We start from the raw sequence: 26,465 nt of genomic DNA on the forward strand, positions 1-26,465 counted from the left end.
AGGTTTCCTTTCTAGGTTATACTTTTACAACTTGAACCTCGTCTTTACCGAGTAAAATCAGGTATTTCTCAATATTTTCAATCGAATAGGCTCGTGATAATGCCTCTCCGTATAAGGCTAACTGACCACGATAGCGGTCTATTAGTTTACTTGGTTCGTCGTAACGGTCTGTTTTGTAGTCGAAAAGGACAATACGATCCTCGAAAAGCAGATATCCGTCCAAGATTCCACGAACAACAAAGTCTTCCTGACTCTTTTGGTCTCGCTTGAGCATAGAAAAAGGTTGCTCGCGATAAAGATGGCTGGTATTAGCAAGAATCTCCTGACCAAGTGGCGTATCAAAGAAAGCTAGGATTTTAGAAAGATTGATCTTTTCCCTAACAGCTGGACCAGTTTGAACTTGTTTAAGAGTATCTTTCAGGCTAGCAAGTGTTGGTTGCTGACTAAGGTCAATTCTCTGCATGAGTTCGTGGGTTGCACTACCAATCTCGGCTCCTGTTACCTCTTCTTTGGTTGAAAAATCAGGTAAATTGAAGCTGAATTGCTTCTCTGATGATTTTGTTTGGTTAGTAATTTCTACCCCTTCCATATCCATAACGGGTTCGTAGAATTTCTTGATTTGGCTTGGAGTTTGAACACTTGGTAGTTCAATGGCTGCGCGGTGAAGAGTATTATAAACTTCCACCTCTTTCAGCATTTCAAGGGCTTCTTTAATGGTTTCTGCTTGCCGGTTACTTGCTTGAGAACTATCTTGTAGAGGACTCTTGTTTTCCAACTGACCAATAGCTTCTCTAGTCAACTGGTCTTCACCAACAAAACGATAGCTAAAGTTGAGATTGTCCTTGGCAAATACTTTACTAATCGCCCATATCCAATCTTGGAAATTCTTAGCTTGAAGTCTGGTATGTTTATCTAGTTTTCCGTTTTCAGCTGTTGGATATTCCTTGGCTTCCAGTTTTTCACGAGAGCCCTTACCGACAAGATAAAGCTTTCTCTCAGCCCGTGTCATGGCAACATACAGCAAACGCATCTGCTCTGAATAGCTAGCCAATTGCAGTTCTTCTTCATTCTGCGTATAAGTTAGACTGGGAATGGAGAGTTTGATGGTTTTAGGATAGTGTGCTTCCGCAGCTCCTGTTTCCACTTTGGCAATGTACTTGACACCAAGCCCATTTTGACGGCTGAGAATGACGTCTGACATCGAGTCTTGCTTGTTGAAGTCCTGATCCATATTGAGGATAAAGACATAAGGAAACTCCAGCCCTTTACTCTTGTGGATGGTCATGAGCTCTATTGCATCTTTGGGCGGCGCGACTGCAACGCTTGCGAGGTCATGCTGAGCCTCCAAAACTTGATCAATCATACGAATAAAACGAGACAAGCCTTTGAAATTGCTCTTTTCAAACTGGTCAGCTCGTAGAGCTAGGGCATAGAGATTAGCCTGTCTAGCAGGTCCATTTGGCAAGGCTCCAACATAGTCATAATAAAAACGGTCATTATAAATCTTCCAAATCAAGTCATAGAGAGAATTGGTTTTGGCATACAAGCGCCAAGAATCCAAGATATCCATGAACTGATTTAGTTTTTCAGCTAGAGCTGTGTGAATCAAGTTTTTCTGACTTGTTGCGAGTTTTTGAGCATTGACTAACTTCTCGTAAAGATTCTCTTGTACTTTATCTTCTGCTTTCTGAAGAGACAAACGTGCCAACTCGTCCTCATCAAAACTAAACATAGGAGACTTCATAAGGGCAACCAAGGCATAGTCTTGCAGGGGATTGTGGATGACACGAAGAGTGTCTAGCATGACTTGCACTTCTAGGGATTGGAGGTAATTATTTTGTTCTCCATCTGTTTTAACAGGAATCCCGTACTCTGACAGAGCGAGGAGGATCTGGTCATTACGACTGCGACTGGAAGTCAAAAGGGCAATTTCCTTAAAGGCTACACCATTCTCTTGATGGAGCTTCAGGATTTCCTTGACCACTAGGCGCATTTCCCCAGTGAGTTTCGTTTCTGCTTGGCTCTCTTCTTCCTCTTGCCCACTGTCGTCCTTATCGTAGAGGAGAAATTCTGCCTTGTTCTCAGGGTTGGGAGTTAGTTTGGTATTGGCAAAAACAAGATGGTGCATGCTGTCATAGTTGATTTCGCCGACTTCTTTGTCCATAAGGCGTGCAAAAACATCATTGGTTGCTGACAGCACTTCTGAACTACTGCGGAAATTTTCCTTGAGGAGAATCAACTTGCCCTCTTTAGGATTTTGCGCATAGCGTTGAAATTTTTCATTAAAAATCTGTGGATCTGCCTGACGGAAACGGTAGATGGACTGCTTGATATCCCCCACCATAAAGCGATTGTGGCCATTCGACAGCAATTCTAGCATCCGTTCTTGAATGTGGTTAGTATCCTGATACTCATCAACCATGACTTCATGGAATCGTTCCTGATAAGCCTCGCGGACTTGTGGGAAATTCTCTAAAATCTCAATGGTGTAATGACTGATATCAGCGAATTCAAAAGCATTTTCCTGGCGTTTACGTTCACGATAAGCCTCCACAAAATCACCCATGAAGGTTTGGAAAGTTTTAGCTAGCTCCCAGGTGTCTTCATGATAACGCTCTTGGTAGTCGAGAATCGTTATCTGGTCCGCCAGTTGTCCTAGTTTAGCAAACTGAGCCTTTCTCTCATCGTTATAGGCATCAGCCAGTGGCTTCAATTCAGCCTTACGACTGGAATTGGCTAGAGCACGACCATTTTTCTCCTTAGAGATGGCGACAACACGCGCAAGCACTACTTGATAAGCTTGGCTATCGGACTCTTGATTTAAGGAGCCAATTTCATCCAGAACCTGTTGAACAGCTTCTAAATAGGCAGCTTTGGGAAACTCCTTGGCATCGTTATCCAGATGATAACGGAAGAAACTTTCCAAGTCCCAAAGCGCCTGTTTGATTTGCTCAGTTAGTTTGTCTTTTTCATTTGCAAAGTCAGCTTTTTCAAACCCTTTGAGAAAAGACTCGTTCAGCCATTTTTGGGGGCTACTGGTGGATTGAAGAAAATCATAGATTTTGTAGACTTGCTGGCGCAAACCTCGTTCATCCTTGCCACGTCCAGCAAAGTTCTTCACCAAACGACTAAATTTCTCTTTATTCTCACCTTGGTAATGGTCTTCAAAGACTTGATGAAAAACTTCGTTCTTTAAGAGCAATTGTTCACTTTCGTTTTGTAAAATACGGAAATTCGGTGCGATATCAATCAGATAGCCATGCTTGCCAAGGAATTTTTGTGTGAAGGAATCCATGGTTCCGATGGCAGCGTTTGGTAGATCTGCCAATTGGCGTCCCAAGTGTTGTTTGAGATCGACATCATTGGTTTCTTGGATTTGTTGGCTGATTTTTTTCTCCAAGCGTTCTTTTAGTTCTGTAGCAGCCTTGACGGTAAAGGTCGAGATAAAGAGTTGACTGATTTCTACACCACGAGTTAATTGATCCAGAATACGCTCGGCCATGACAAAGGTTTTCCCTGAACCAGCAGACGCTGAGACTAGGATATTTTGCCCTGCCGTATAAATAGCTTCGATTTGCTCGGCAGTTTGCTTCTGTTCCTTGCTCGAATTCGCTTCTGCTTCTTGCAGTTTTTGAATCTCTTCCTCAGTTAAAAAGGAAATGGGCTTCATCGATTCAACTCCTCTCTCATTTTCTCAAACCAAGCTTGCTTGAGTTTTTCTCCGACCAGACGCTTGCCATCAGATAAGTCTAATTTCTCAAGGAAACGGGCTTGACCCAAGTGATAATTGGCTTCAAAACCTGTGATGGCTTGGTGTTGCTGTACGTATGGGGCAATACTTCTGCCATTCTCTGTGTAAGGATTGATAGCGAACTGGCCCTTTAAAATTTTCTCAGCTGCCTTCTTGTAAAGATGGGCATTGTAGTCCAATAAGAGCTGGAATTCCTCGTCTGTCAGCTGATTAGCCTTGTTTTTGTTGTAAAATTCACCCAAGTGACTGCTTTCTTTCTCTAAAAAGAGTCCCTGGTATTTCATAGATTTGCTGGCTTCTGCTACTGCTCCTGCCAGACTTTTAACGGTCAACAGAGATTGGACAGGTTCAGCCATTTCCAAGTACATAGCACCGAAAAAGTTCTGCTCCCCCTCTCTTTTTAGGGCAGCAAGATAGGTTGGCAGCTGGGAATTAAGGCCATTGAAGAAATGTGGAAACTGGAACTGAGTCAGACTAGACTTGTAGTCCACCACTCCTAGCGCTCCATCAGCTTTCAGGCGGTCAATGCGGTCAACCTTGCCTCGCACATGGACACTCCGACCATTATCCAATTGAATAAAGGCTTGATCTTTACCACCAAATGTTGCTTCCTCTTGGATGGTTTCAATGGCTGGATTATGACGAAGGATGTGGCCAGTAGTCCGAGCCACATCAAGTAAAACTTCCTTGGTAAATTGGGCTTCCAAACTTTCTTGATAAATAGCCTCAAATTCCCGTTCTTGGCTGGTTTCTTGAATAGCTTGTTCCAAACGTTGGTCAAACGGATTTTCAGCAGGTAGTTTCAAGGCACGTTCAAAAATACGATGCAAGAAATTTCCGTGACTGCGAGCATCCGGACGCAGGCGCACTTCTTCCTGCAAACCTAAGACATAACGGAGGAAATAACTGTATTCATTGCGGTAAAACTCCGTCAAACCAGACGTAGACAGGTAAAACTCCTTGTCAGCTGGATAGAGAGCCTGCAAGGTCTCTTTCTCTAATGGCTTGCTTCTTGGACTAGTTGGGAGTGCTGGATTTGTAAGACCTTTTTGATCAAGTTTTTTCCCCATGACACGCGCTAGAACCTTGACAAAGGTCACATCTTGCTCATTTTCACTAGAACCTGTCTGCTGATGGTAGGCAATCAGACTAGACAAAAGACTGTGATAAGACCCCATATCATCCTTAGTCAGACTTTTTTGATGAATCTTCTTCTCTATCCGGCTAAATCCAAAACCCACCAGTTCCTGAAGATAGGCCGATTCCTTTCTCTCATTTTCATTAAGAAGACTTGGTGCTGACAACACCAACTGCTTACGAGCGGCGTTGACTAAAGAAAGCATGGTATAGCGATTTTTCTTGAGATTTTCGCTACTTGCAATCAGTAATTGTGCTCCCTCCTCAGTCGCTTGGTTTAGACTTTGTCGTTCTTCATCTGTCAAAAGACTGGTATTTTGCGCGATTTTTGGTAAATGATCCTGAGTCAGCCCAATGGCGTAGACAAAGTCAGCAGTCAGAGGGGCAATCAGATCGTAACTCTGCACCAGAACGGTGTCCACTGTTGCTGGTATGGTGCGATACTGAGACAAACTCATCCCAGAATGAAGCAAGGCCAGGAAGTCCTCCAGACTAACTTGTGAACCAGCAAAAACGGTCGCAAATTGTTCTAAAACATGGCAGAAGGCTTTCCAAACTTCGGCTTGTCTTTCCTGTTCTAGAGTTTCCATAGTAGCTGTCAATTCTTGCATCTGCTTGCTTAAAGCAGCATTTTTTAGAAAAGTATTCCACTTTTGCAAGAGATTTTCAGCCTTTTGCTTCCGACTGGCAAATAAGGTTTCAAGTGGCGCCAAAACGCGCAGACGAAGGGCGTTCAAGTGTTCCAAATCAAATTTTCCATGGTGGGATTTTGTGAAGGTCTGCTGAAAAGCTGGCAAGCCATTGATGCCAAGATAGCGGAGATATTGCTCAAAAGCATCAATATCCGCCTGACTAAGGTCGGTATATAAACCTGTTCTAAGAAGATTGATTAAATCCTCCTGACAAAAACGGTAGCGTTTTAATCGTAAAATAGACTCCACATACTGGGTCAAGGGATGGTGAGCCATAGATTCACTTCTACCTAGATAGAAAGGAATTTGATATTGGTCAAAAATAGTTTTCAGTGATAGCTGGTAAGAAGCTACATCCCCCAGCAAAATACGGAAATGCTTGTAACTCAGGTCTGGATGGTCATGCAATTTTTGACGGATGCTACGGGCTACCAATTCCAGCTCTTCTTTTTGCGTCAAGCAAGACCAGATTTGCAGATTCTCACGGTCATTCTCATCAACATCCAAAGTGAGTTCTGAAAAGTCATAAGAAGACTCCAGCAAACGAGAGGCCTTGTCAAAGCTATCCATTTTCTCATGAGTCTGAGAACGGTCTTGAGCAGGCGTTTGGTATTTAGCACCTAAATGATGAAGAAATTCTACACTGGCTTGGTAGAGATTACCTTCAGCGAACGGACTGTTATAGGCTTTCTTGCTTGCATAGGCACCAATAACAATCTCGACCCCTTTACGATGGAGCAGATCCACCACATGTTCTTCCTCAGCAGAAAAACGGGTAAAACCGTCGATAACCAAGGCAAGCTGACTGAAATCACTACTTACCTTGTCATTCTCAATAGCCTCAATCAAATGGGATAACTGACTTCCCTGAGCCAACTGGCTTTGATTGAGATAGGTAGTCACTTTCTCAAAAATCAAGAGTAAATCTGCCCGCTTGTCCTCATCGGTCAAACTTTCCAAGTCTAAAAAGCTCATCTGAGCAGTCGTCATCTCGTGATAAAGTTCAATCAACTGCTGGATAAATTGAGGGTCTTGTTTAATAGCTCCATAAACTCGTAACTCTTTGGGATCAAGCCCAGCAAGGCATTTATAAAAGGCCATTCCAAGACCAATATCATCAAGACTGGTCTTTGTAGGCAAGTCATTTAAAACCAGGTAACGAGCCATTTGAGCAAAGCGCGTGACGGTAATCGCAAAAGAAGCCTGCTGGGACAAGCATTCCAGAACGGCACGTTCCTTTTCAAATGAAAGAGAGTTGGGGGCAATGTAGAAGACCCGCTTGCCTGCAGCAACCAGCTCTTCCGCCTCTCTGGTTAGGATTTCTGTCAAAGAAGTCCGAATATCAGTATAAAGTAATTTCATCTCAGCCTCGTTTGGTTTCTCAAAGTTTCTTAATCTATTATAGCAAAGTTCGCCTCACAGTCCAAATCCAAAATTCTTGTTGACAATCATTTAACTAGCGAATCAATCAAGCTTCATCATCCACTTTCATATGCTGAAAAATATGGAGGAAAAAGTCTTTGGAAACTTCAAAATGTCCATAACGAAGTCGAGAAGTATAGTCTCTCCATCCAGGATGTTGTCTGGCTATTTCTATGGAACAATCTCTGACTGGTAGATAATACTCGACATTTCGTCTAAAGGGAAAGAATCCTTCAAATTGCTCTACTTGATAGGCTTTGTCATCTATAATTTTACCTACGGCCACAAAAGCCTGTAACTTATCTTGACCATTCATATTGTATTTTGGACTATAGTATAAAAGATAGTCACCTTTTTTCATACGATTTAAGGGACCGCCCTTTCCATGACAGACCTGACAAAAATTTCCTTCAACTCCTCTTAAAACATGGTTCTTTGAAACAACTCCGACCCAATATCTAGGCATTTTTATCCTCCAACACTGCTAACATGCGATTAAAACTTTCTCTATCGTTAGACAGTTTTTCAAAAAATTTTTCATCAATCCCTTCTACTAAGGGTAAAGCTTGATTGACCTTCTCCGCGCCAGACTTCGTCACTGAGACCAGTTTTGCCCGACTATCCTTTGGATGTTGATCACGTCTAATGTAGTCTTTCTTCTCTAGTAACCGAACAATCTGAGAAACCGTCATGACATCCATACCAGTGAACCGAGTTATATCAACTTGCGTTACATATTCCTCTTTATTAGACAGAAACAAAAGCGAGGTTAAAACGATAAATTGAGGCAAAGTGAGGCCAACCGATTTCAAAACTCTTTTTAAATTACTTTCCCATTTGTTGTAAACTTTAATGAAAAGAAGACCTGTAGACTCTGTTTCATCATTTTTGTAAATTGAATTAAAGTGATACTTTGACATTATTTCTCCTTAAATATTAAGTATACATATTATATAAGAATTTATTTTGTTTTTCAAGAAAAGGAAAGTGAAATGTTACAATTCTGTCAGACATTTTATAGTCTATATGCTATAATAATACCAAAAGATAAAGAAGGAAGTCTTATGATTAAACTACTAGCCTTGGATATGGACGGAACCCTCCTTAATGAAGCCAAGGAAATACCGCAAGCCCACATTACTGCCATTCATCAAGCTATCGAAAAAGGGGTGAAATTGGTTCTCTGTACAGGTCGTCCTCTTTTTGGTGTCCTACCTTACTATGCAAAACTTGGTCTAGATCTAGAAAACGAATACCTCATTGCTAACAATGGTTGCTCAACCCACCAGACCAGTGATTTGAGTCTAGTTGACTGGCAAGAACTCAGTCCAGCTGACATTGAATACCTCTATGACCTGGCAGAAAAAAGCGACGTCCAGTTGACTCTTTTTGATGAAGAACATTATTTTGTCCTCGGTGGTAAGCCTAATCAAATCGTTCAAAATGATGCCAAACTTGTTTTTTCAGACCTGACTGAAATTTCCCTTGAGGAAGCCACCAGTGGTAAATATCGTATGTTCCAAGGAATGTTTTTAGGAACAAAAGAGCAAACAGATGATTTTGAGCAGCGGTTTGCTAAGGAGCTCTGCCAACGATTCAGTGGAGTTCGTTCGCAGCCTGTCATTTATGAAGCCATGCCGCTTGGAACAACAAAGGCTACTGCTCTTTCCCGACTAGCAGCGATTTTGAAGATCGAGCCCTCAGAGATTATGGCCATGGGTGATGCCAATAACGATATCGAAATGCTCCAGTTTGCAGGACTTGGCATTGCAATGGGAAATGCCAGCGATTATGTCAAATCCCTTGCCAATGACGTTACAGCTAGCAATGAAGAAGACGGCGTTGCGCGTGCGATTGAGAAGTATATTTTATAGAGAAAAGCCCAGTTCATGTCAACTGGGTTTTGTTTTTTAAAATCACAAAACTTTAGAAACTCTTTAGAAATACTTGATGTTTCTTTGATTTCTATACCTTATACTAAAGTTAGTAAAACAAATCAAAAGGAGAAAATCATGAAAACAGTACTCGAAATTCATGGACTGACCAAACAATTCGGCCAACAAGCTATTCTTCAAGATCTTAGTCTAACCATAAAAGAGGGAGATATTTATGGTCTAATTGGAAAAAACGGAGCAGGTAAAACTACTCTTATCAAAATCATTACACAATTATTGTTTGCGGATAAAGGAACTATTTCCCTCTTTTCTAGTCAATCGGAAAATGAGTGGACCAAGGCTCTATCTCGAGTAGGTTCTGTTATCGAATCACCTGTAGCCCATAATCACTTAACAGCTTATCAAAACCTTAAATATTATTGTATGATACGTCATATTCCAAATGCTGATAAGGTGATTCATGAAACCTTAGACTATGTTGGTTTGTCAGATACAGGAAAAAAAGTCTTTCGTGATTTCTCACTAGGAATGAAGCAAAGACTTGGCATTGCCATTGCCCTCCTATCAAAACCCGACTTCCTGATTCTTGATGAACCCATTAACGGTCTCGACCCAATTGGGATCAAAGAATTTCGCCTCATGATCCAGCGACTCAATCAAGAAAAAGGCATAACTATCCTCATTTCTAGCCATATCTTGTCAGAACTCTATCTCTTAGCTAATCGCTTTGGTATTCTGGATCAAGGTAAGATTATCCGTGAAATCAGTAAAGCTGAGTTTGAAACACTGAGTGAGGATTATATTGTGCTTAAAACAAGCGACAAAGAAAGAGCTTGTCAGGTATTGAAAGAACAAATCCAGCTTCAGTTTAAGGTAGTAAATCCTGAAAATGAAATTCATATCTTTGGTAATGAGCAAGATGTCAAACAGATTCTTAAGCAACTAACTTTGGCCGATGTTGCTATTGATGAGATTTACTTTGCCCGTCAAAACCTAGAAGAATACTTCACACAATTGGTAGAATAGGAGAAAAATCATGATACATACCATTCAAGCAGATTTTTACCGTCTTTTCCGCTCCAAAGGATTCTGGATTACAGAATTCATTCTCTTTGTACTTATGTTACTGGGTGCCACTATCGGGGCTACAGGACATTTAATGTCAGTTCAGCCAGCACCACCTGAGACTCCTACCCATGGTTGGAATGGGATAGAAGCTCTAATCAACGCGTCAAATAACGGCTCAAACCTCGTTTTCCTTTGTATTATTCTAGTATGTTTAGTTCTTGGGGTCGATCTAATCGGCAAGCTTTATAAAAATAGTTTGACAGTCGGCGTTTCTCGTACAGAATTTTTCCTTGCTAAATTCTTTGTACTAGCAAGTATCGCTCTCTTACAACTCATCACCAGTCTTGTGATTGCCTTTATTCCCGCGACTCTACTAAACGGACTTGGTACGATACCTGATGGTTTTGTTACAAACCTTCTCTTAACGATTTCCCTTCAATTTCTCTGCCTTCTCGCTTGGCTTTCGATTGTTTCCTTTATTCTCTACCTAACTCATTCTTATCTTGCCGTATTTATTGGTTATCTGATTAGCTCTATCGTCCTTTCTATTCCAATACTTGTTTTCCCAGACATTGAAATTCTTCGATATTTAATTCTAGATTTTGCCTATGCTATGACTACCAATAGTCAAGCTATTCTCTATACCATCACGGTTTGCGTAACAGTCATACTTTTCTTCTCTTTCAGTGGACTGACTATTTTCAAGAAGAAAAGCTTATAAAAAGGACCTCCTCTAGGATATAGAGGAGGTTTCTTCTGTTAAAGATAAATAAAGACTGAAAACCATTCTCCATCAGTGGCTAGCTTCATATCCGCTCCAAGAAGATGAACCAATTCCTCGGTAATATAGAGACCTAAACCAGAGGATTCTTCAGTATCCGACATATTTTCAGAATAAAAACGATTGCTGAGATTGTCTATATTCTTGATAGGTTTTTTGACTAGATTATCAATTTCCAAAACAAGCCTATTTTCTTCCTTTTTCAAAGAAAGTCGAGCCTTCTCCTTGCCGTGCTTGAGAACATTTCCAAGGAGGTTTTGTATAATTCGATCAAGCAAGTCCTCATCAGTCGTCGTTTTCAATCCTGGTTCAACGTTAAAATCAAGAACAATATGTGAAGTTTGAAAAACATCGTAATAGGCTAAAGTCTTTTTCGTTATAAAAGTTGATAAATCAAGCTCCTCTTGTTTCGGTTTGACTGCTCCTTCCATCAGATGACGGTATTCAAGGAGAGCTTCCAAACGTTTGGAAACCAAATCAAGATGATGGGCTATTTTATTTAAGGTTTCTGCACTATTATCGGGATGTTTTATTAGTTGCTGAGTATATCCTGAAGCGATTGTCAAAGGTGTCCGAATATCATGAGCGATGTTACTGACTGCCATATCTAGGGTGCGTTTTTCACGCTTCATGATTAGCTGATTCTCTTCCACTTCTTGAAATAGATTCTCAATTTGGTTATGTAGTCGCAAAATGGTTTTTGAAAAGAAATTTACACCGATCCTCTTCATGCTACCAGAGCGAATCTTTTCTTCGATTTGTCTGCTTAAATCTTTAATTGCTATATGATAGCGAATCAAAGAAATCGCCAAAATAATGTTAGTAAGGAGTAATATTGATATCAAAATGTAAATCATTACTTATCTCCTTTTAATCGAACACCAACTCCCCAAATGGTTTCGATGTACTCGTGATTTGGATCCAGTTGATGCAGTTTTTTACGGAGATTGCTTAGATGGGTGTTGAGCGTATTGTCTCCAGGCAGGTAACTTTCTTCCCAAATCAATTCATAGAGTTCTTCTTTGGTGAAGATCTTTTTAGGATACTGGAGCAACATTTGGAGAATCTGACACTCTTTCTTTGCAAGGCGAATGGTTTCAGTTGCGTTACTTATTTCAAAACTATCCGCATCGAACTGGATATTTTTAAAGCTTTGTGCGAGGTTATCAATTTCTCTTCGATCTCCTGACTGATGTTCACCACTTTGGCGTAATTGCACGGTGACTCTGGCAAAGACTTCGTCCAAATCAAAAGGTTTCACTACATAATCATTGGCACCGTCTAGTAGATATTGGCTGATGAACTTTTTATCACCCAAAGCAGTGAGCATGATGACCGGAGTCTGACTAGTTTGTCGAATGGCTTGCAAGACTTGGTCGCCATTTTTCCCAGGAAGCATGATATCTAGCAAAACGAGATCAATGCCTCCTTTGTCAAATTGCATGATACCTTCCGTACCAGAAAAGGCTTGTATCACCTCGTGTTCCTCTGCAAGAAGGGTTCTTAAGATTTCCTGGATTTCATTATTATCTTCAATTACAAGTATGCTTGCCATAAACCTCGTCCTTTCTAAAACTATTATAACATGTTTTATTAGGAATTCCAGATACAGAAAAGCTTCTCTCACATTTTAAGCAAGAAGGAGCTAATGAAAATTGAATCTACTTAACCAAATAAGCAATCAAAGCTATGATCCATAGATGAGCCGGGTAGAAAATATAAAAGAAATATTTACTCCAACTGGTTTCTTGTCCTCGCTGTCCATTATACAAGGCCATAAAAGGAAATACGGTGATAAAGAGCCAGTCAGAATTGTAAAGCATCATTTCCAAGGTTTGGTACCAAGTGTCATAGGTATGGATAGAAGTCACTAACAGGAAGGCCCAAAGTAGAGTATAGAGGAGATTTCGCAATCCCTTACGATTTCGACAAGAGTAACTAATCAAGAGAAATGGTAGCATGGTGATACCACCCTCAGTAAAAAGACAACCGAAAATCAAGAGACCAGCAAGCCCAATCCGACGCCACAACTTCTCTTTTTGATCCAACTCTTTTCGAGGAAAACCAATCCAAAGCATGGTGACACCGATGGCCAGAGTCAGAAAAATGTTATTAGTGACCATTACTCCTTTAGATGCAAATAGGGCATTGAGGAGGCTATTTCCAGCAAACATGATAAGCGCCCAAGACCAGAGGCGGATGAGGTAGTCTCTCAGGTTTCGAGTATGGATAAATCCTTCCATAGCCATATAGGCAAACCAAACTCCCACACAACGGGTCATAGCGTGGAAAATACCTTCCCACAGAGGAGAAACGATCCCTGTGATATGAGGGATATGGTCTAGAACCATTACTGCCGCCATCAGGTACTTCAACTGTGTCGCATTCCATTTTTTCATAATAAACCTCTTTCTTTTTTATCTACATAGAGTATAGCATACATTTCCGCGTATAATCGTACACCTATCTTACATTTAAAAAGCCTATCTTACATTTTTGTAAGACAGACGTGAATATTAAAAATTTATTATGAAAGTTACCTTCTAGTCGGTAATCCGTTGGTACATTTCTGGTCTTCTATCTCGAAATAGTCCCCAGTTGAGGCGTTCACTTGCTCCCTTGTCAAGGTCATAGGTCGCTAACAGAACAGCTTCACCTTGTCTTTCAGCTTTCTCTAGAATAGCTCCTGTTTCATCCGTCATAAAGGACGAACCGTAGAAGTCAAGACTGGAACTCTGTCCGCCATTTTCCTCACTAGGAGTGACTTCTTCCAAACCATAGCGATTGGCTGCAATGACTGGGACAATATTAGCTGCTGCGTGCCCTTGCATGGTACGTTGCCAGTGACCACAACTGTCTGTATCCAAAATTGGCTCTGAACCAATAGCTGTTGGGTAAAAGAGCAATTCTGCCCCATTCAACGCAAGACAGCGCGCCGTTTCAGGAAACCATTGATCCCAACAGATGCCAATCCCAATCTTAGCATAGCGAGTATCCCAGACCTTGAAACCAGTGTTACCAGGCGTAAAGTAAAATTTTTCTTGATAATAATGATCATCTGGTATGTGGGTCTTCCGATAGACGCCCAGCACTTCTCCATCAGCATCAATGACGGCGATTGAGTTATACAAGACATTGCCATCTTTTTCATAGAAACTGATCGGTAGAACAACCTGTAGTTCCTTAGCAATTACTTTAAAATGCTGAATGGCTGTATTTTCTGTCACCGACTGGGCATACTGGTAGTAGTCATACTGGCGTTCCTGACAGAAATAGGGACGTTCAAACAACTCGGGTAAGAGAATGATTTGTGCGCCTTGTTTTGTAGCTTGACGTACTAAGCGCTCCGCTGTTTGGATATTCGTTGCCACATCCTTGGCACATTGCATCTGGATCGCTGCAACTCTAACATTTCTCATCTTTTTCTCCTATTCTGGGATTTGTTGGGTGATACAGTGGATATTGCCACCACCTAATAGAATATCTCTGGCTGGTATTCCTACCACTTCACGGTCTGGGAAACACTTGCTGAGGATATCTAGGGCCACTTGGTCATTGACATCCTCAAACTGGGGAACAAGGACAGCCTTGTTGGCAATATAAAAATTGACATAGGAAGCTGCAAGACGTTCACCTGCATAACGCTCTTCTTCCCCTTCTTCATAGATGTAGCCTGGCAAATCTTCTTCGGTTACAACTTGATGAAGCGCTGGGATTGGCAATTTATGAATGGTGAAGTGACGACCTTTTGCATCTGTTTCTTTTTCTAAAAGCTCAAGGTCAGCTGCAGACATGGCATACTGAGGATCATTTTGATCATCTGTCCAAGCCAAGACAATCTCTGCAGGACCAACGAAAGCGGCAACATTGTCAACGTGTTCATTGGTTTCGTCCTGATAAATACCATAAGGTAGCCAGATAACTTTTTCAGCGCCAAGGCTCTCTAATAAGGTGTTTTCGATTTCCTCTTTAGACATGTGGGGATTGCGTCCAGGACTGAGTAAGCAACTTTCAGTCACAAGAATGGTTCCTTGACCATCGCTATGGATTGCGCCGCCTTCCAGTACAAAAGGTTTGGCATCGTAAACAGTCATTTCCAATGCCTCAGCAAAACGACTGGCTAATTGGTCATCATCTTCATAATCTTGATAAAGACCATCGATAGCACCACCCCAGGCATTAAAAGACCAATCTACTGCCAACTTTTCTTTTTTATCATTGATGAGAATGGTCGGACCTGTATCACGCGCCCAGGCATCATTGGTGGGAATGTCTAAATAAACGACCTTGTCTCCAAGATAGGATTGGGCTTCAGATAGATAGTCTTGCTCCACCAAAAGATAGACTCTTTCCCCTTCTGCTATAGTCTTGATAATCTGAGTAAATGCTCTTTTGGCAGCTTTCCCTTGAAAAGGCCATGATCCTGGTCGAGTCGGCCAGATCATGAGGGTACCATGGTGTGGTTCGTACTCTGCTGGCATACGATAGCCTGCTTTTTTCGGAGTTTCTATCATGATAATCTCCCTTTAAAGTCTTGATAGCCAAAAGCTTTGACTAAGCTGCAGTCACCCTGCTCGTCCATAAGATAGAGACTTGGCAATCCAATACCGTTAAAGGTATTATTTTTGACAAATGAGTAAATAGCCATATCTTCAAAATAAAGTCTATCACCGATTTGGACTGGATTTTCAAAACTATAATCACCAATCACATCACCCGTTAGACAGGTATTGGAAGAAAGTCTATAGGTATGGGCTTTTTCCTGAGCTTCAAAGCCATTTCTCAAAGGTGGACGATAGGGCATCTCAAGTACATCAGGCATATGGCAGGTCGCGGACGCATCTAAAACCAAGATTTCCATACCGTTTTCTACAATATCCAATACTTCAGTTGCTAGATAACCCGCATTGAGCGCAATAGCTTCACCCGGCTCGATGTAGACTTCAAGATTGTAAGTTTCTCGAATTCTTTTAATCTCAGAAATCAGCAAATCCACATCGTAGTCTTCTCTTGTGATGTGGTGGCCGCCACCCATATTGAGCCATTTGACCTCATGTAAATAAGGACCAAACTGAGCTTCTACAGCTTTCAAAGTTGTCTCTAAATCATCCGCCCCTTGCTCACAAAGGGTATGAAAATGAAGCCCATCCACTAAGTCCAGCAAATCACTCGGTACCTTGTCTAGGCTAACTCCAAAACGAGATCCAGGTGCACAAGGATCGTAGAGCGCGTGATCTCCTTGAGTTGAACACTGTGGGTTGAGACGCAAACCAACACTAATACCAGCCTCTCGGCAACGAGCCCCATGTTTCCGCAACTGTCTCTCCGAATTGAAGACGATATGGTCCGTTATCTCCAGCAATTCCTCCAAGTCTGCATCCTTGAAAGCAGGTGCAAATACATGGACTTCCCCTGGGAACTCTTCTCTAGCTAACTTAGCCTCATAGAGACCACTAGCCGTCGTACCTGACAGATACTGACTAATCAAGGGATAGGTTTTGTAGAGGGAATAAGCCTTCTGAGCAAGTAAAACCTTGCAGCCCGCTTCTTCCTGAACTTGCTGTAAAATCCGGCAATTTTCCTCTAGTTTGGCTAAGTCAATGACGTAGGCTGGTGTTGGTACTTGTTCTAACTTCATTAGTCCACCATTTGCGGATTTTCAACCACAACCCAAGGCAAGCCATACTCATTCAAAGCTTCCATAAATGGATCTGGATCCAATTCTTCAAGATTATAAACCCCAGGTTGTTTCCAAGTACCATTCATCACTAATTTTGTCCCAATCATGGCTGGAACACCAGTCGTGTAAGAAATGGCTTGTGAACCAACTTCTGCGTAACATTCCTGATGGTCGCAAACATTGTAGATATAGATGGTCTTTTCAACACCGTCTTTGACACCTGTAAAGATACAGCCGATATTGGTTTTTCCAACAGTGCGTGGGCCAAGGCTGGCAGGATCAGGAAGCAATGCTTTTAAGAATTGAATCGGAACGATTTCTTGGCCGTTAAAGTTAATAGCATCCGTACGAAGGAGCCCGACGTTTTCCAAGCATTTCATGTGAGTTAGATAAGATTGACCAAAAGTCATAAAGAAACGAATGCGTTTAACACCTGGAATGTTTTTCGCCAATGATTCAATTTCTTCATGGTGAAGGAGATACATATCTTTTTGTCCAACTTGAGGGAAATCATACTCACGCTTGATTGACATGGCTTCGACTTCGACCCATTTTCCATCTTCCCAGTAAGAACCTGGCGCAGAAACCTCGCGGAGATTGATTTCTGGGTTAAAGTTTGTCGCAAATGGATAACCGTGATCTCCACCATTACAGTCTAAAATGTCGATATAGTGGATTTCATCAAAGTAATGTTTGAGGGCGTATGCTGAAAAGACACTAGTCACACCTGGGTCAAATCCAGATCCAAGCAGGGCGGTTAATCCTGCTTCTTTGAATTTCTCCTGATAAGCCCACTGCCATGAGTAGTCAAAGTAGGCTGTAAATCCAAGTTCCTTACAACGTTTCTCATAAATAGCACGCCATTTAGGGTCTTCTGTATCCTCAGCCTCATAGTTGGCAGTATCAATATAATGCACACCTGTTTCCAAACAAGCATCCATAATGGTCAAGTCTTGGTATGGTAAAGCTACATTCAAAACAGCTTCTGGTTTGTAGCTTTCAATCAAAGCAATCACTTCTTCTACCTTATCAGCATCAAGAGCAGCTGTTTCAATCTTTGTACTTGTTTTGCCTTCTAATTTAGCCTTCAAATCATCACATTTTGCCTTTGTACGACTAGCAATCATAATCTCTGTAAATGTTTCGCTATCTTGGCAAATCTTTGAAATAGCAACTTGGGCAACGCCCCCACATCCGATAACTAATAGACGACTCATTTTTTTCCTTCCTCCTCTTCTAAAATGTCCTCAACATACTTGGGCAACATGAAGGATCCTACGTGTAAGTTTGCAGTATAGTATTCTGTGAAAAGCTGGCGTTTTTTCCAGCCTTCCTTATCAAAATCTTTGACCGGGTGGTATTTTTTCGATGCAAATCCAAACAACCAATAACCAGCAGGACTGATTGGGATGTGCGCCTGATAAACCCGACTGATTGGAAAGGCTTGATTGACCTTGCGGTGCATGCTACGACAAGCTGACTCATCCTCGTCAAAGAAGGGACTCCCATGCTGATAAATCATGATGCCGTCTTCTTTCAAGGCTCTGTAACTATTTCCGTAAAATTCCTTGGTAAAGAGCCCTTCCGTATGACCAAATGGATCTGTCGCATCGTTGATGATAATATCGTAGTCATCTTCACAGTTTCGCAAAAAACGAAGACCATTTTGATAGTATATGGTAACACGAGGATCATCTAGCCCTGCAGCAAAGTCTGGGAAATACTCACGACAAACCTCAACCAACATCTCATCTGGTTCCACAATATCGATTTGCTCCAATTCAGGATAGAGTGTTAATACTTGAGCAACACCGCCGTCACCACCCCCTATAACCAATACTTTCTTTGGATTGGGATGCACAGCCATGGGTACGTGGACCGTCATTTCATTGTAGACAAAGTCATCTGCATCTGAAAACAAGACATGGTCATTTAAGATTAATATTTTCCCAAAAGCTGGCGTATCCAAGACTTCGATATCCTGCCATTCACTTTTTCCAGCATAGAGTTGCTTGGCTGTTCTCAGGGACAATTTCACATCTGGAGTATGAACTTCAGAAAACCACAAATCCATCTAGTTCTCCTTTCTCTCAATAACGTTGATGTGATTGACTTCTGGATCTTCCGTCCCTTGGAGGGAGCAACCACGTTCTTTTGCAAATAGGATATAATCCACAATTTCTCGTGTAATACGTTCACCCGGTGCTAGGATTGGAATCCCTGGAGGATAACACATGACAAATTCCCCACAGACCAGTCCAACCGACTCATCCAAGGTTAAACTTCTTCTCTCTGAATAGAAGGCTTCTTGCGGAGACAGCACTAACTCGGGCTGGATATATTCTCCAGCAATCAAATCTTTTCCATCTCTTGAGTAGAGTCTCTTGATGTCCGCCAAAGCACCGACTAAACGCTCGATGTCTTGGATGCGGTCACCAATGGAAATGTAGGCCAAGATATTGCCGATATCACCAAACTCAATTTGAATGTCGTATTCATCTCGCAGGAGATCATAAACCTCGATACCGGTTAAGCCAATACCCTGAGTGTAGACTGACAACTTAGTCACGTCAAAATCACAAACGGAAACATCGTCTATTAACTCTTTTGAGTAGGCATAGTAACCTCCGATAGCATTGATTTCACGACGAGCGTACTCGGAGAGCTCAATGACTTTCTCAAAAGACTCTTTTCCACGAAGGGCTAAGTTGCGACGAGAAATATCCAAACTAGCCATCAACAAGTAAGAGGCAGATGTAGACTGGGTCAGGTTGATGATCTGACGAACGTACTCAGGATTCATCTGCGCCCCGATAAGAAGGATGGAACTCTGAGTCAAACTCCCACCAGACTTATGCATAGAGACTGCCGCCATATCAGCACCTGCATCCATAGCAGAAATTGGAAGTTTATCAGTAAAATGCAGATGAGCTCCATGGGCTTCATCCACTAAAACCATCATGCCAGCTTCATGAGCCATTTCCGTTAAACCCTTGAGGTCTGAACAAATTCCATAGTAAGTAGGATTGTTAATCAAAATGGCCTTGGCATCTGGATGCTCCTTAATTGCCTGCGCAACACGGTCATTTTCAAGACCTAAAGCGATGCCGATTTTAGGAACTACACTCATCTCGATATAGATTGGAATGGCACCACATAGAACCAGCGCATTGATAGCAGATTTGTGAACATTTCGCGGCAGAATAATCTTATCTCCAGCCTTGCAGGTGGAAAGAATCATGGTTTGAACAGATGATGTTGTTCCACCAATCATGAGAAAGGCATGCGCTGCTCCAAAAGCATCCGCAGCCAGCTCCTCTGCATCTCGAATAATCGAAATGGGATGGCCTAGATTATCCAAGGGTTTCATAGAATTGACATCAATGCCAACACATTTTTCTCCCAACAATTCAACAAGTTCTGGATTTCCCCGTCCGCGTTTATGACCTGGTACATCAAAGGGAACAATCCTTTTCTTTCGTAACTTAATCAGACCTTCATAAATAGGGGCCTGGTTCTGATCTAACTTTCTCAAGACATACTCCTTTACCGTATTTTTAGCACCTCAACAAGATGAGGGCGACCAAAGGTTGACTTATGAAAAAAGAGCAGGTTTTCACCTGCTCTGCAATCTTCTGACGTTTTTATTTTGGTTTCTGTTGAGTATGTCTGTTCCCGATGTTTCCTAACTCTCTAGTAGCAAATATTACGTACTTTATTGATCGTTTCACAAGATGACGTGTGCTTTCACCACACTAAAATTTATGAATTAGGACAAGCGTCCTAACATCAACTTATAAAAGTAGGCTTTTAACCCTATCAATAATGTGGCTTTTCAACCACGCTTCGGCATTCAACCCTGCCTGTCCGTAGGCATTTTTTACTCGGGTTTATATTTGCTAGAAAACATCATCTCATTTTCTAAGCCTTATAACTATATCATGTTTACAAGAGCTTGTAAAGTACTTTTTTTAAATTTTCTTAAATTTTGTTCGCGAATAGTTAAATTACTACCCAAAAGTTAAAGTCCAATCAACTAAAAACGATTAAAAAAGGAACTAATTTTTAGTTCCTCTCAAAATTATTTAATCTTGTGCTTATTCATTTTTTCTTGGAAAATATCTGTAATAATTTGGCGCAATTCTTCACGCTCTTTTTCAGGGATTTCACCACTTCTATTGGCAACTGCGTAGAGCTCTGGATGTTCGATAGAAATACGCTTTATTGTTCGAGTTGTAGCGTGTTTTCGCACGAAAAAAGGAATGCGTTTGATCCATTCCTGAGGTACTAGGGCAAGGATTTTCGCAGCGGTTTCCTTATCGCTAATTTCAGAAGTTGTCAGTCCCTGCTTTATCATGTCCTGTTCTTTTTCAGTAAAATCTTTTAATTCCATTATCCCTCTCCTATCTAGAAATCACTCTATACTAAATTATATACCAATATTAGAGAAACTACAAATAATAAACTTTGTAAAATATGCGCAATGATGAGATTTCATCGTTTAGTCAACTAGTGAAATCAAAAAGCACTAAAAAGCTAAAAATATTTTTTGGCATCCTCTAAGAGCCTTGAAAAATCACTTAAAAAAATTTTTTCAAATTCGTCATATTTTTGGAGATTCTGTCGTAACATTTTAGCTTTAAAATGTTTATATGTGTTTCTATTAATCTTTCCTATTAGTTTCTTATTAACATAGATTTGTATACCATCATTATTTATATTTCCATAAGTATCACCCGATATATAAATTGAGTTCGATTTATTATTTTGAGAGTAAATATTTAATCCTTGTCCTTTTCCTTGTGTTAATCGAACTATATTATATTCATTAGCTATCTTTATAAAATCTAATGAAATTGGCATTTCGCGTTCTTCCTTCTTCTCTTTTCCAAAATACTCTGGTTTCGAAAGATCGAAATGATTAGTATTAACCAGTGTATTAAATAATTTGCGAATAACGAATTGAACATCTTCATTCGGTGAATGATTTTGAGTTGAGGTTTTATTTATATCTATATCGAAGTTTCCGGTTGAAATTGTATTTGAAAAGCTCATTCTTTTCATCAAATTTTCGAATTCTTCAACTTCTAGTTTATCAACATTATATTTAAGCAATAATTTCAAAGTATTAAAAAATTTTCTGAAAGATTCTAACTCCTTTTGGTTTTTAAAACTAAAGATACCATAGCGAGACACGAGGGAATTATAATCAGCATCGTCAGGTATTTCAAATGAATTTTCAAGTAAATCAATGAGAAAATATTTAGTTTCTTCAGAATCTTCGGGACTGTTATTATATGAAGTTAATAAATAGTTATAAGCTTCATCAAATCGTAATTGAAAACATACTGTAGCTATGATTAGTAATTTATCATCATTTTCTAACTCATTATTTGGGTTTATAATATGCATTAAAAGACTGACAGAATTGAATAATCTGTTAACACTGCGAGGATTATTTCCGATTGAGTCTCTAATTAATTGAGTTACATTCTTTGTAACGTCATCATTAAAATAAAAATTAAGTTTTTCCAAAGAGACATTAACAAAGTTCTCCATATGATAATTTGCAACAGGTACAGTAAAAGGTACTTGAATTATTTTCTCAAAAAAAGCTTTTCCCTTTTCGTTGTCCAAATCATCACCATACTTACTTTTTGTTCCTCTTAAAACAACATTATAATCAATAGCTAAAACAAAGACACAATTTCTGCAATCTAAGAAAAGTTTTAAAATTTCTAAGAATTCAATCGCTTTTTTGGGGACTAATCTGTCAAGGTCATCAATGAAAATTACTATCTTTTCATAATTATTTTCTTTGATAGAGTCATCAATGATACTTTGTAGATTTTGTTTCAGATTTTTTAAATTATTAGCTTTTTCTTCATTGCTTATTAATTTTAGAAGTTGATCATTAATTTTTTCAATGTTTAAGAGACCAAAATCTAGTTTAAGATATTCCATACCTTTTGTAATAACTGCCAAAGATTTTTTAAAGTTCTCTCTTTTATTTACATCCGTTACTTCTAATTCATCAATTAAATCTGTAATTAACGTGACTGCTAAATTCTTATCCATATCAAATTGTGAATATTGCCAAGTATTAAAAAATATTGTTTTAATTTTTCTTTTTGAATTACTTGACGATTTTTCTTTAAGTTTTTCCTCAACTTGATACATAATACTGGTTTTTCCGGTCCCCCAATCGCCTTGAATAGCTAGTGTTAAAGGAGTCTCGCATCCAGTAATAAAGTTTGATAATCCAAGAATATACTCGTCAATCATAAATTCGTCTTTTACAGTTGGAATATCAGAAAATGAATTGTACATATAATTTCCTTTCAAAATATTTTATATAGAATATGCTAAATTAAGAATAACACTCAATTTATACTATGTTAATGACACTTAATATTAAGGTTTTTAAAAGCAATTGTTCTTGTAGATATGTCACAAAAAATTCTAATCCTCATCTTCTGTCGCTTCACAGACGAATGTTTACAGTCAAGAATTCGATAAGAATAAGAACTAAAACGCTATTACTGTCCCCATATTGCTTCTCGCTTGCCTACCTTAATATCCTTCAACCCACTTATCATTATCCATGATGAAAGGCTTAGCTAGTCCGTCACCTGTGTAATCCGCATACTTGGTAGCCAAATATTTGTAACAATCTTCCTTACTCGCAAACTTAATAGCTTGATAAGGCTCTTCAAAAGTCAGTTTCTCTACAAATAAGAAACCATCATCAGTTGGAACTAAAACACCAACGTGTCCGACAAAAAGATACTCTCCGTCCAAATTATCATGCAAAACAACTGACAGCATTCGAGCCTTGTCATTGAATTGAAACTGGGAGAAGAATTTCTCCATCTTCTGCGCGTGAATTTTTACATCCGTCATTGCTTCCGTCTTCACCCTAGAAAATAGAATATCAAACTCTTCCTTATCTTTCGCATCAAATACCTTTCCCTTATCGATAGCGTCGTTATCCACGAAAAGAAGCTGATCATTCTTTTCAATTTTTGGAATCGTAACTGAATTTTTCAAGAGCGCATAGCTATTAATACGGCAGTTGGTCCCGACAAAGTCCCCCTTTTTTTGATTCCAGAGATTGCTGATTTTCTCAACATCGTATTCCGTTTTTGTAAAGGAGGCAAAATCACCACTTAAGCCAGTGGAGCCGACAGTCGCATTATAGTCTGTAACAAGATTGAAAAATGCATCAACACTATTTGTATCCAAATGAGCTGATAAGAGAGATTTGACCTCTTCGGTACTTACCTGATTGTTTAGATTGGTATATGAAGCTATCCAAGGAACTTTATCTGAACTGGTCTGTGCCTGATTTGCAGCTTCAGTGCTCGTATTATTTTGGTGACAAACAATGAGTCCAAGTAATAAGGGTAAACACATTCCCAAAACTACTACTTTTCTCGTTCGTTTCATGCAATTCTCCTTCTAGACTACAAGTCTTTATTTCTTTGTAGACACTCTTCACTAATCACTCATTTAGGAATCTGTGACCTAGCTTTATTATACTACATCAGTCAAAAAAAGACTGCACGAATCACCCATTCATCACAGCATTTTTAATCCTATTTTTTATTGAATGACGAAACCTTTAGGCAAAATCACCAGTTGTTGTTCCAATTCTTGGCAATGGCTGGCTAACGCTACAGAATCACGGTCTACAAGATAGTTTTCAGTTGATTGGTTAAAAATTGCTCGGAGATTTTGCCCATCATGATTCCATTCCAGAGATAGCACATCTGGCTTGATTTCTTTCAGGCTATATGTTCCATGTTGGATAATGTCTGAAACATCCTTGCGAAGCTGAATCAATTTCTTCATGAAATTAAGCATCTCATTACTGTCGGAAACACGTTCCCAAGGCATAGCGCGACGACAATCTGGGTCTGGCCCTCCGTCTAACTCTAACTCGGTTCCATAGTAGAAACACGGTGTTCCTCTTTGTAAAAAGAGGCAGGCTAGGGCAGACTTAACAAGTTGGCTATCTCCCTTGGCAGTAGCCAAAATACGCTCCGTATCGTGAGAATCTAGAAGATTAAACATCACTTCCGAAATCTGCTGTCTATAGTACATAGATTGGCTATTGATCTCATCGATAAATTGATGAGGTTTCTTAATCCCTCGCAAGAAATAATCCTTGATACTATCAGACAGAGGATAGTTCATGACTGCGTGAAATTCATCGCCATTTAGCCAAGGCTGAGACGTGTGCCAGACTTCTCCAAGAATATAAAGGTCAGGCTTTTTAGCAAGGACAGCCTTACGGAAATCTCGCCAAAATTGGTGGTCGACTTCATTCGCAACATCTAGGCGCCAAGCATCGATATCAAACTCTTCAATCCAGTAGGTCGCAACGCTCAACAAATAGTCTCTCACTTGAGGATTTGCCGTATTGAGCTTAGGCATATAGCTCTCAAAGGCAAAGGTGTGGTAGGATAGTTCTCTTTTATTAACGAGATTTTCTTTAACGACTGGAAAGTCTTGAATATGGAACCAGTCTTTATAAATAGAATCTTCACCATGTTTGAGAACATCCTGCCACTGTGGAGCTTGGTCTCCGATATGGTTGAAAACAGCGTCCAGCATGATTTTCATGCCTCGCCGATGGGCCTCCTCCACCAGTTTACGGAAGGTTTTCTTGTCTCCAAAATGACGGTCAATTTCGAAATAGTCCGTCGTATTGTACTTGTGATTGCTTGGGGATTCAAAAATCGGACAGAGATAAAGACCTGTAATACCTAAGTCTTGCAAGTAATCCAGATGGTCAATAATCCCTTGTAAATCCCCACCAAAGAAATCGCTCGTCTTTGGTTTGATAGAGGAATCCCAAGCTAGCACCCCTTCTGGAGAAATCACAGGATTCCCATTAGCAAAGCGTTCTGGGAAAATCTGATACCAAACTGTATCAGCCACCCAGTCAGGAACTTGGCAAGCATCAATCTCATGTATATAAGGGATTTTAAATCCATTTCCTTCATAATGAAGATTTTCTAGCGTGTTTTCAACACATCCCTTATCGCCATATAAGATACTCTGACCTTGATTATTATCCTTGAGTTCAAAGAGATACTGGAGTCGTGCATAGCCAACTGTAATCTCCGATTGCCAATAATCAAACAAAGCATCGGAGGTAACTTTGGTCATCTCCTTGATTGCTTCATAACGCTCCTCTATAAAGATAAAAGGATCTCCATAATGTAAGTTGATACTTTCGATATCTCCTCTTTTCGTTCGGATACGAATGTGCATTGTCTTATCTTTATAAAGATAAGCATACTCCGACTCTGGTCTGTGGTAAATGGCTGTTAATTCCACTGTTCTGTCTCCTAGTTTACTTTCATTCATCTTATTGAGCAAACGTTTTCATAATTGTGATTCTAGTATACTACTTTCGTATTTTATTTGCAAGGCTTGTCCGTAGTTTCAAGTGGTTTGTTTCTATAAATAAAAAAGCAGACAGTCATACAACTTACTACTTTTCATATGATAATTTACAAATGTCTTTCCAGCCACTCAATTTTTTTAAAATCCTTATTGTTATTGTGGTCATTTCGATAGGAATCTTGGGAAGAAGCCTTGTAAATACTTAAAAACTGTTTCAAACTTGGAATGCGAAAAGTGATGTCATCGAGATGGATCAGCTCTATATCCGACTCCGAAACTCCTGCAAAATCAGGTAAAGAATCGATACTTCCGAATTCAACACTCAGACCATCCTTTTGGAATTCATGCTCATGAATATCTATTAAGGCATAGCCTAAGTGTTTCATCACTTTCATTATCTTGTCCCACTCATAAATTCTGAGATGATCAGGTGCTTCCCAACCTCTAGGGTCACCAGGCACATGAATGTCAATGTCAGACGGCCCCCATTCTTCATTTGAACGGTATTCAAACCCCAAAGACCCCATGAGCGTCGGAGTGATTCCGACTTGGTTTAAATGAGAACAAATTGTTCGAAATTCATCAAATAGAGAATTCATTCCTCCTCCAATCGTTGATATAG

General features: G+C 40.0%; 21 protein-coding genes. 3 read left to right on the plus strand and 18 right to left on the minus strand.

All coding sequences use genetic code 11. From position 1 onward, the window contains the following. Positions 1-16 precede the first annotated feature (16 nt). The 4 genes from addA to D8801_RS02160 all read right to left on the minus strand — a co-directional run bounded on the left by addA (position 17) and on the right by D8801_RS02160 (position 7,922). On the minus strand, positions 17-3,670 hold the full coding sequence (gene addA / locus D8801_RS02145; RefSeq protein WP_125847511.1) for a helicase-exonuclease AddAB subunit AddA: 3,654 nt from the start codon (positions 3,668-3,670) through the stop codon (positions 17-19). Continuing rightward, entirely contained in the window at positions 3,667-6,942 is a 3,276-nt protein-coding gene (gene rexB / locus D8801_RS02150) for an ATP-dependent nuclease subunit B (protein ID WP_125847513.1), read from the minus strand. The genes addA and rexB overlap by 4 nt, the downstream gene beginning before the upstream one ends. Before the next feature lie 106 nt (positions 6,943-7,048). Beyond that, positions 7,049-7,468: an EVE domain-containing protein gene (locus D8801_RS02155; protein ID WP_125847515.1), complete on the minus strand. Its 420-nt coding sequence runs from the start codon at positions 7,466-7,468 to the stop codon at positions 7,049-7,051. After that, positions 7,461-7,922 (minus strand): MarR family winged helix-turn-helix transcriptional regulator, encoded by a 462-nt coding sequence (locus tag D8801_RS02160; protein WP_125847517.1) that lies wholly within the window; start codon positions 7,920-7,922, stop codon positions 7,461-7,463. The genes D8801_RS02155 and D8801_RS02160 overlap by 8 nt, the downstream gene beginning before the upstream one ends. Positions 7,923-8,066: 144 nt before the next feature. On the opposite strand from D8801_RS02160, the gene D8801_RS02165 reads away from it, so the two are divergent. The 3 genes from D8801_RS02165 (at position 8,067) to D8801_RS02175 (ending at position 10,686) form a co-directional block, all read left to right on the plus strand. Then, positions 8,067-8,876, plus strand: coding sequence for a Cof-type HAD-IIB family hydrolase (locus tag D8801_RS02165; protein WP_125847519.1), 810 nt, complete (start codon positions 8,067-8,069; stop codon positions 8,874-8,876). A gap of 138 nt (positions 8,877-9,014) precedes the next feature. Next, positions 9,015-9,923, plus strand: a complete 909-nt coding sequence (locus D8801_RS02170; RefSeq protein WP_125847521.1) for an ABC transporter ATP-binding protein — start codon at positions 9,015-9,017, stop codon at positions 9,921-9,923. A 10-nt stretch (positions 9,924-9,933) separates the two neighbouring features. Then, complete coding sequence (locus D8801_RS02175; RefSeq protein ID WP_125847523.1) at positions 9,934-10,686, plus strand: ABC transporter permease; 753 nt, start codon at positions 9,934-9,936, stop codon at positions 10,684-10,686. A gap of 38 nt (positions 10,687-10,724) precedes the next feature. On the opposite strand, the gene D8801_RS02180 is transcribed toward D8801_RS02175, so the two are convergent. The 14 genes from D8801_RS02180 to D8801_RS02245 all read right to left on the minus strand — a co-directional run bounded on the left by D8801_RS02180 (position 10,725) and on the right by D8801_RS02245 (position 26,442). Continuing rightward, complete coding sequence (locus tag D8801_RS02180; RefSeq protein ID WP_125847526.1) at positions 10,725-11,603, minus strand: sensor histidine kinase; 879 nt, start codon at positions 11,601-11,603, stop codon at positions 10,725-10,727. Then, a complete protein-coding gene (locus D8801_RS02185) occupies positions 11,603-12,301 on the minus strand; it encodes a response regulator transcription factor (protein WP_061416879.1) in 699 nt (232 codons plus the stop codon). The genes D8801_RS02180 and D8801_RS02185 overlap by 1 nt, the downstream gene beginning before the upstream one ends. A 106-nt stretch (positions 12,302-12,407) precedes the next feature. Next, positions 12,408-13,145: a TraX family protein gene (locus D8801_RS02190; protein WP_061416880.1), complete on the minus strand. Its 738-nt coding sequence runs from the start codon at positions 13,143-13,145 to the stop codon at positions 12,408-12,410. 144 nt (positions 13,146-13,289) lie between these two features. Further along, positions 13,290-14,165 carry an N-carbamoylputrescine amidase gene (aguB, locus tag D8801_RS02195; protein ID WP_125847528.1) on the minus strand — a complete coding sequence of 292 codons (876 nt, stop codon included), beginning with the start codon at positions 14,163-14,165 and terminating at the stop codon, positions 13,290-13,292. Positions 14,166-14,174: 9 nt separating this feature from the next. Next, positions 14,175-15,260: an agmatine deiminase gene (gene aguA, locus D8801_RS02200; RefSeq protein ID WP_125847530.1), complete on the minus strand. Its 1,086-nt coding sequence runs from the start codon at positions 15,258-15,260 to the stop codon at positions 14,175-14,177. Continuing rightward, entirely contained in the window at positions 15,257-16,384 is a 1,128-nt protein-coding gene (gene nspC / locus D8801_RS02205; protein WP_125847532.1) for a carboxynorspermidine decarboxylase, read from the minus strand. The genes aguA and nspC overlap by 4 nt, the downstream gene beginning before the upstream one ends. Continuing rightward, positions 16,384-17,643: a saccharopine dehydrogenase family protein gene (locus D8801_RS02210; RefSeq protein ID WP_125847534.1), complete on the minus strand. Its 1,260-nt coding sequence runs from the start codon at positions 17,641-17,643 to the stop codon at positions 16,384-16,386. The genes nspC and D8801_RS02210 overlap by 1 nt, the downstream gene beginning before the upstream one ends. Beyond that, the gene (speE, locus tag D8801_RS02215) at positions 17,640-18,500 is read right to left on the minus strand and encodes a polyamine aminopropyltransferase (RefSeq protein ID WP_125847536.1); all 861 of its coding nucleotides are present in this window, start codon (positions 18,498-18,500) and stop codon (positions 17,640-17,642) included. The genes D8801_RS02210 and speE overlap by 4 nt, the downstream gene beginning before the upstream one ends. Further along, a complete protein-coding gene (locus D8801_RS02220; RefSeq protein ID WP_125847538.1) occupies positions 18,501-19,961 on the minus strand; it encodes an aminotransferase class I/II-fold pyridoxal phosphate-dependent enzyme in 1,461 nt (486 codons plus the stop codon). 546 nt (positions 19,962-20,507) lie between these two features. After that, positions 20,508-20,819: a hypothetical protein gene (locus D8801_RS02225; protein ID WP_125847540.1), complete on the minus strand. Its 312-nt coding sequence runs from the start codon at positions 20,817-20,819 to the stop codon at positions 20,508-20,510. Between the two features lie 143 nt (positions 20,820-20,962). Continuing rightward, a complete protein-coding gene (locus D8801_RS02230; RefSeq protein WP_125847542.1) occupies positions 20,963-22,756 on the minus strand; it encodes a KAP family P-loop NTPase fold protein in 1,794 nt (597 codons plus the stop codon). Positions 22,757-22,999: 243 nt separating this feature from the next. Then, positions 23,000-23,875: a DUF4300 family protein gene (locus D8801_RS02235; RefSeq protein WP_125847544.1), complete on the minus strand. Its 876-nt coding sequence runs from the start codon at positions 23,873-23,875 to the stop codon at positions 23,000-23,002. 156 nt (positions 23,876-24,031) lie between these two features. Beyond that, complete coding sequence (locus D8801_RS02240) at positions 24,032-25,774, minus strand: glycoside hydrolase family 13 protein (RefSeq protein ID WP_125847546.1); 1,743 nt, start codon at positions 25,772-25,774, stop codon at positions 24,032-24,034. A 176-nt stretch (positions 25,775-25,950) separates the two neighbouring features. Next, positions 25,951-26,442, minus strand: coding sequence for a phosphoribosylanthranilate isomerase (locus tag D8801_RS02245; RefSeq protein ID WP_125847548.1), 492 nt, complete (start codon positions 26,440-26,442; stop codon positions 25,951-25,953). Between the last annotated feature and the right edge of the window lie 23 nt (positions 26,443-26,465).

Source organism: Streptococcus oralis (genome assembly GCF_003943415.1).
In the GTDB taxonomy this organism is placed as follows: domain Bacteria; phylum Bacillota; class Bacilli; order Lactobacillales; family Streptococcaceae; genus Streptococcus; species Streptococcus oralis_BJ.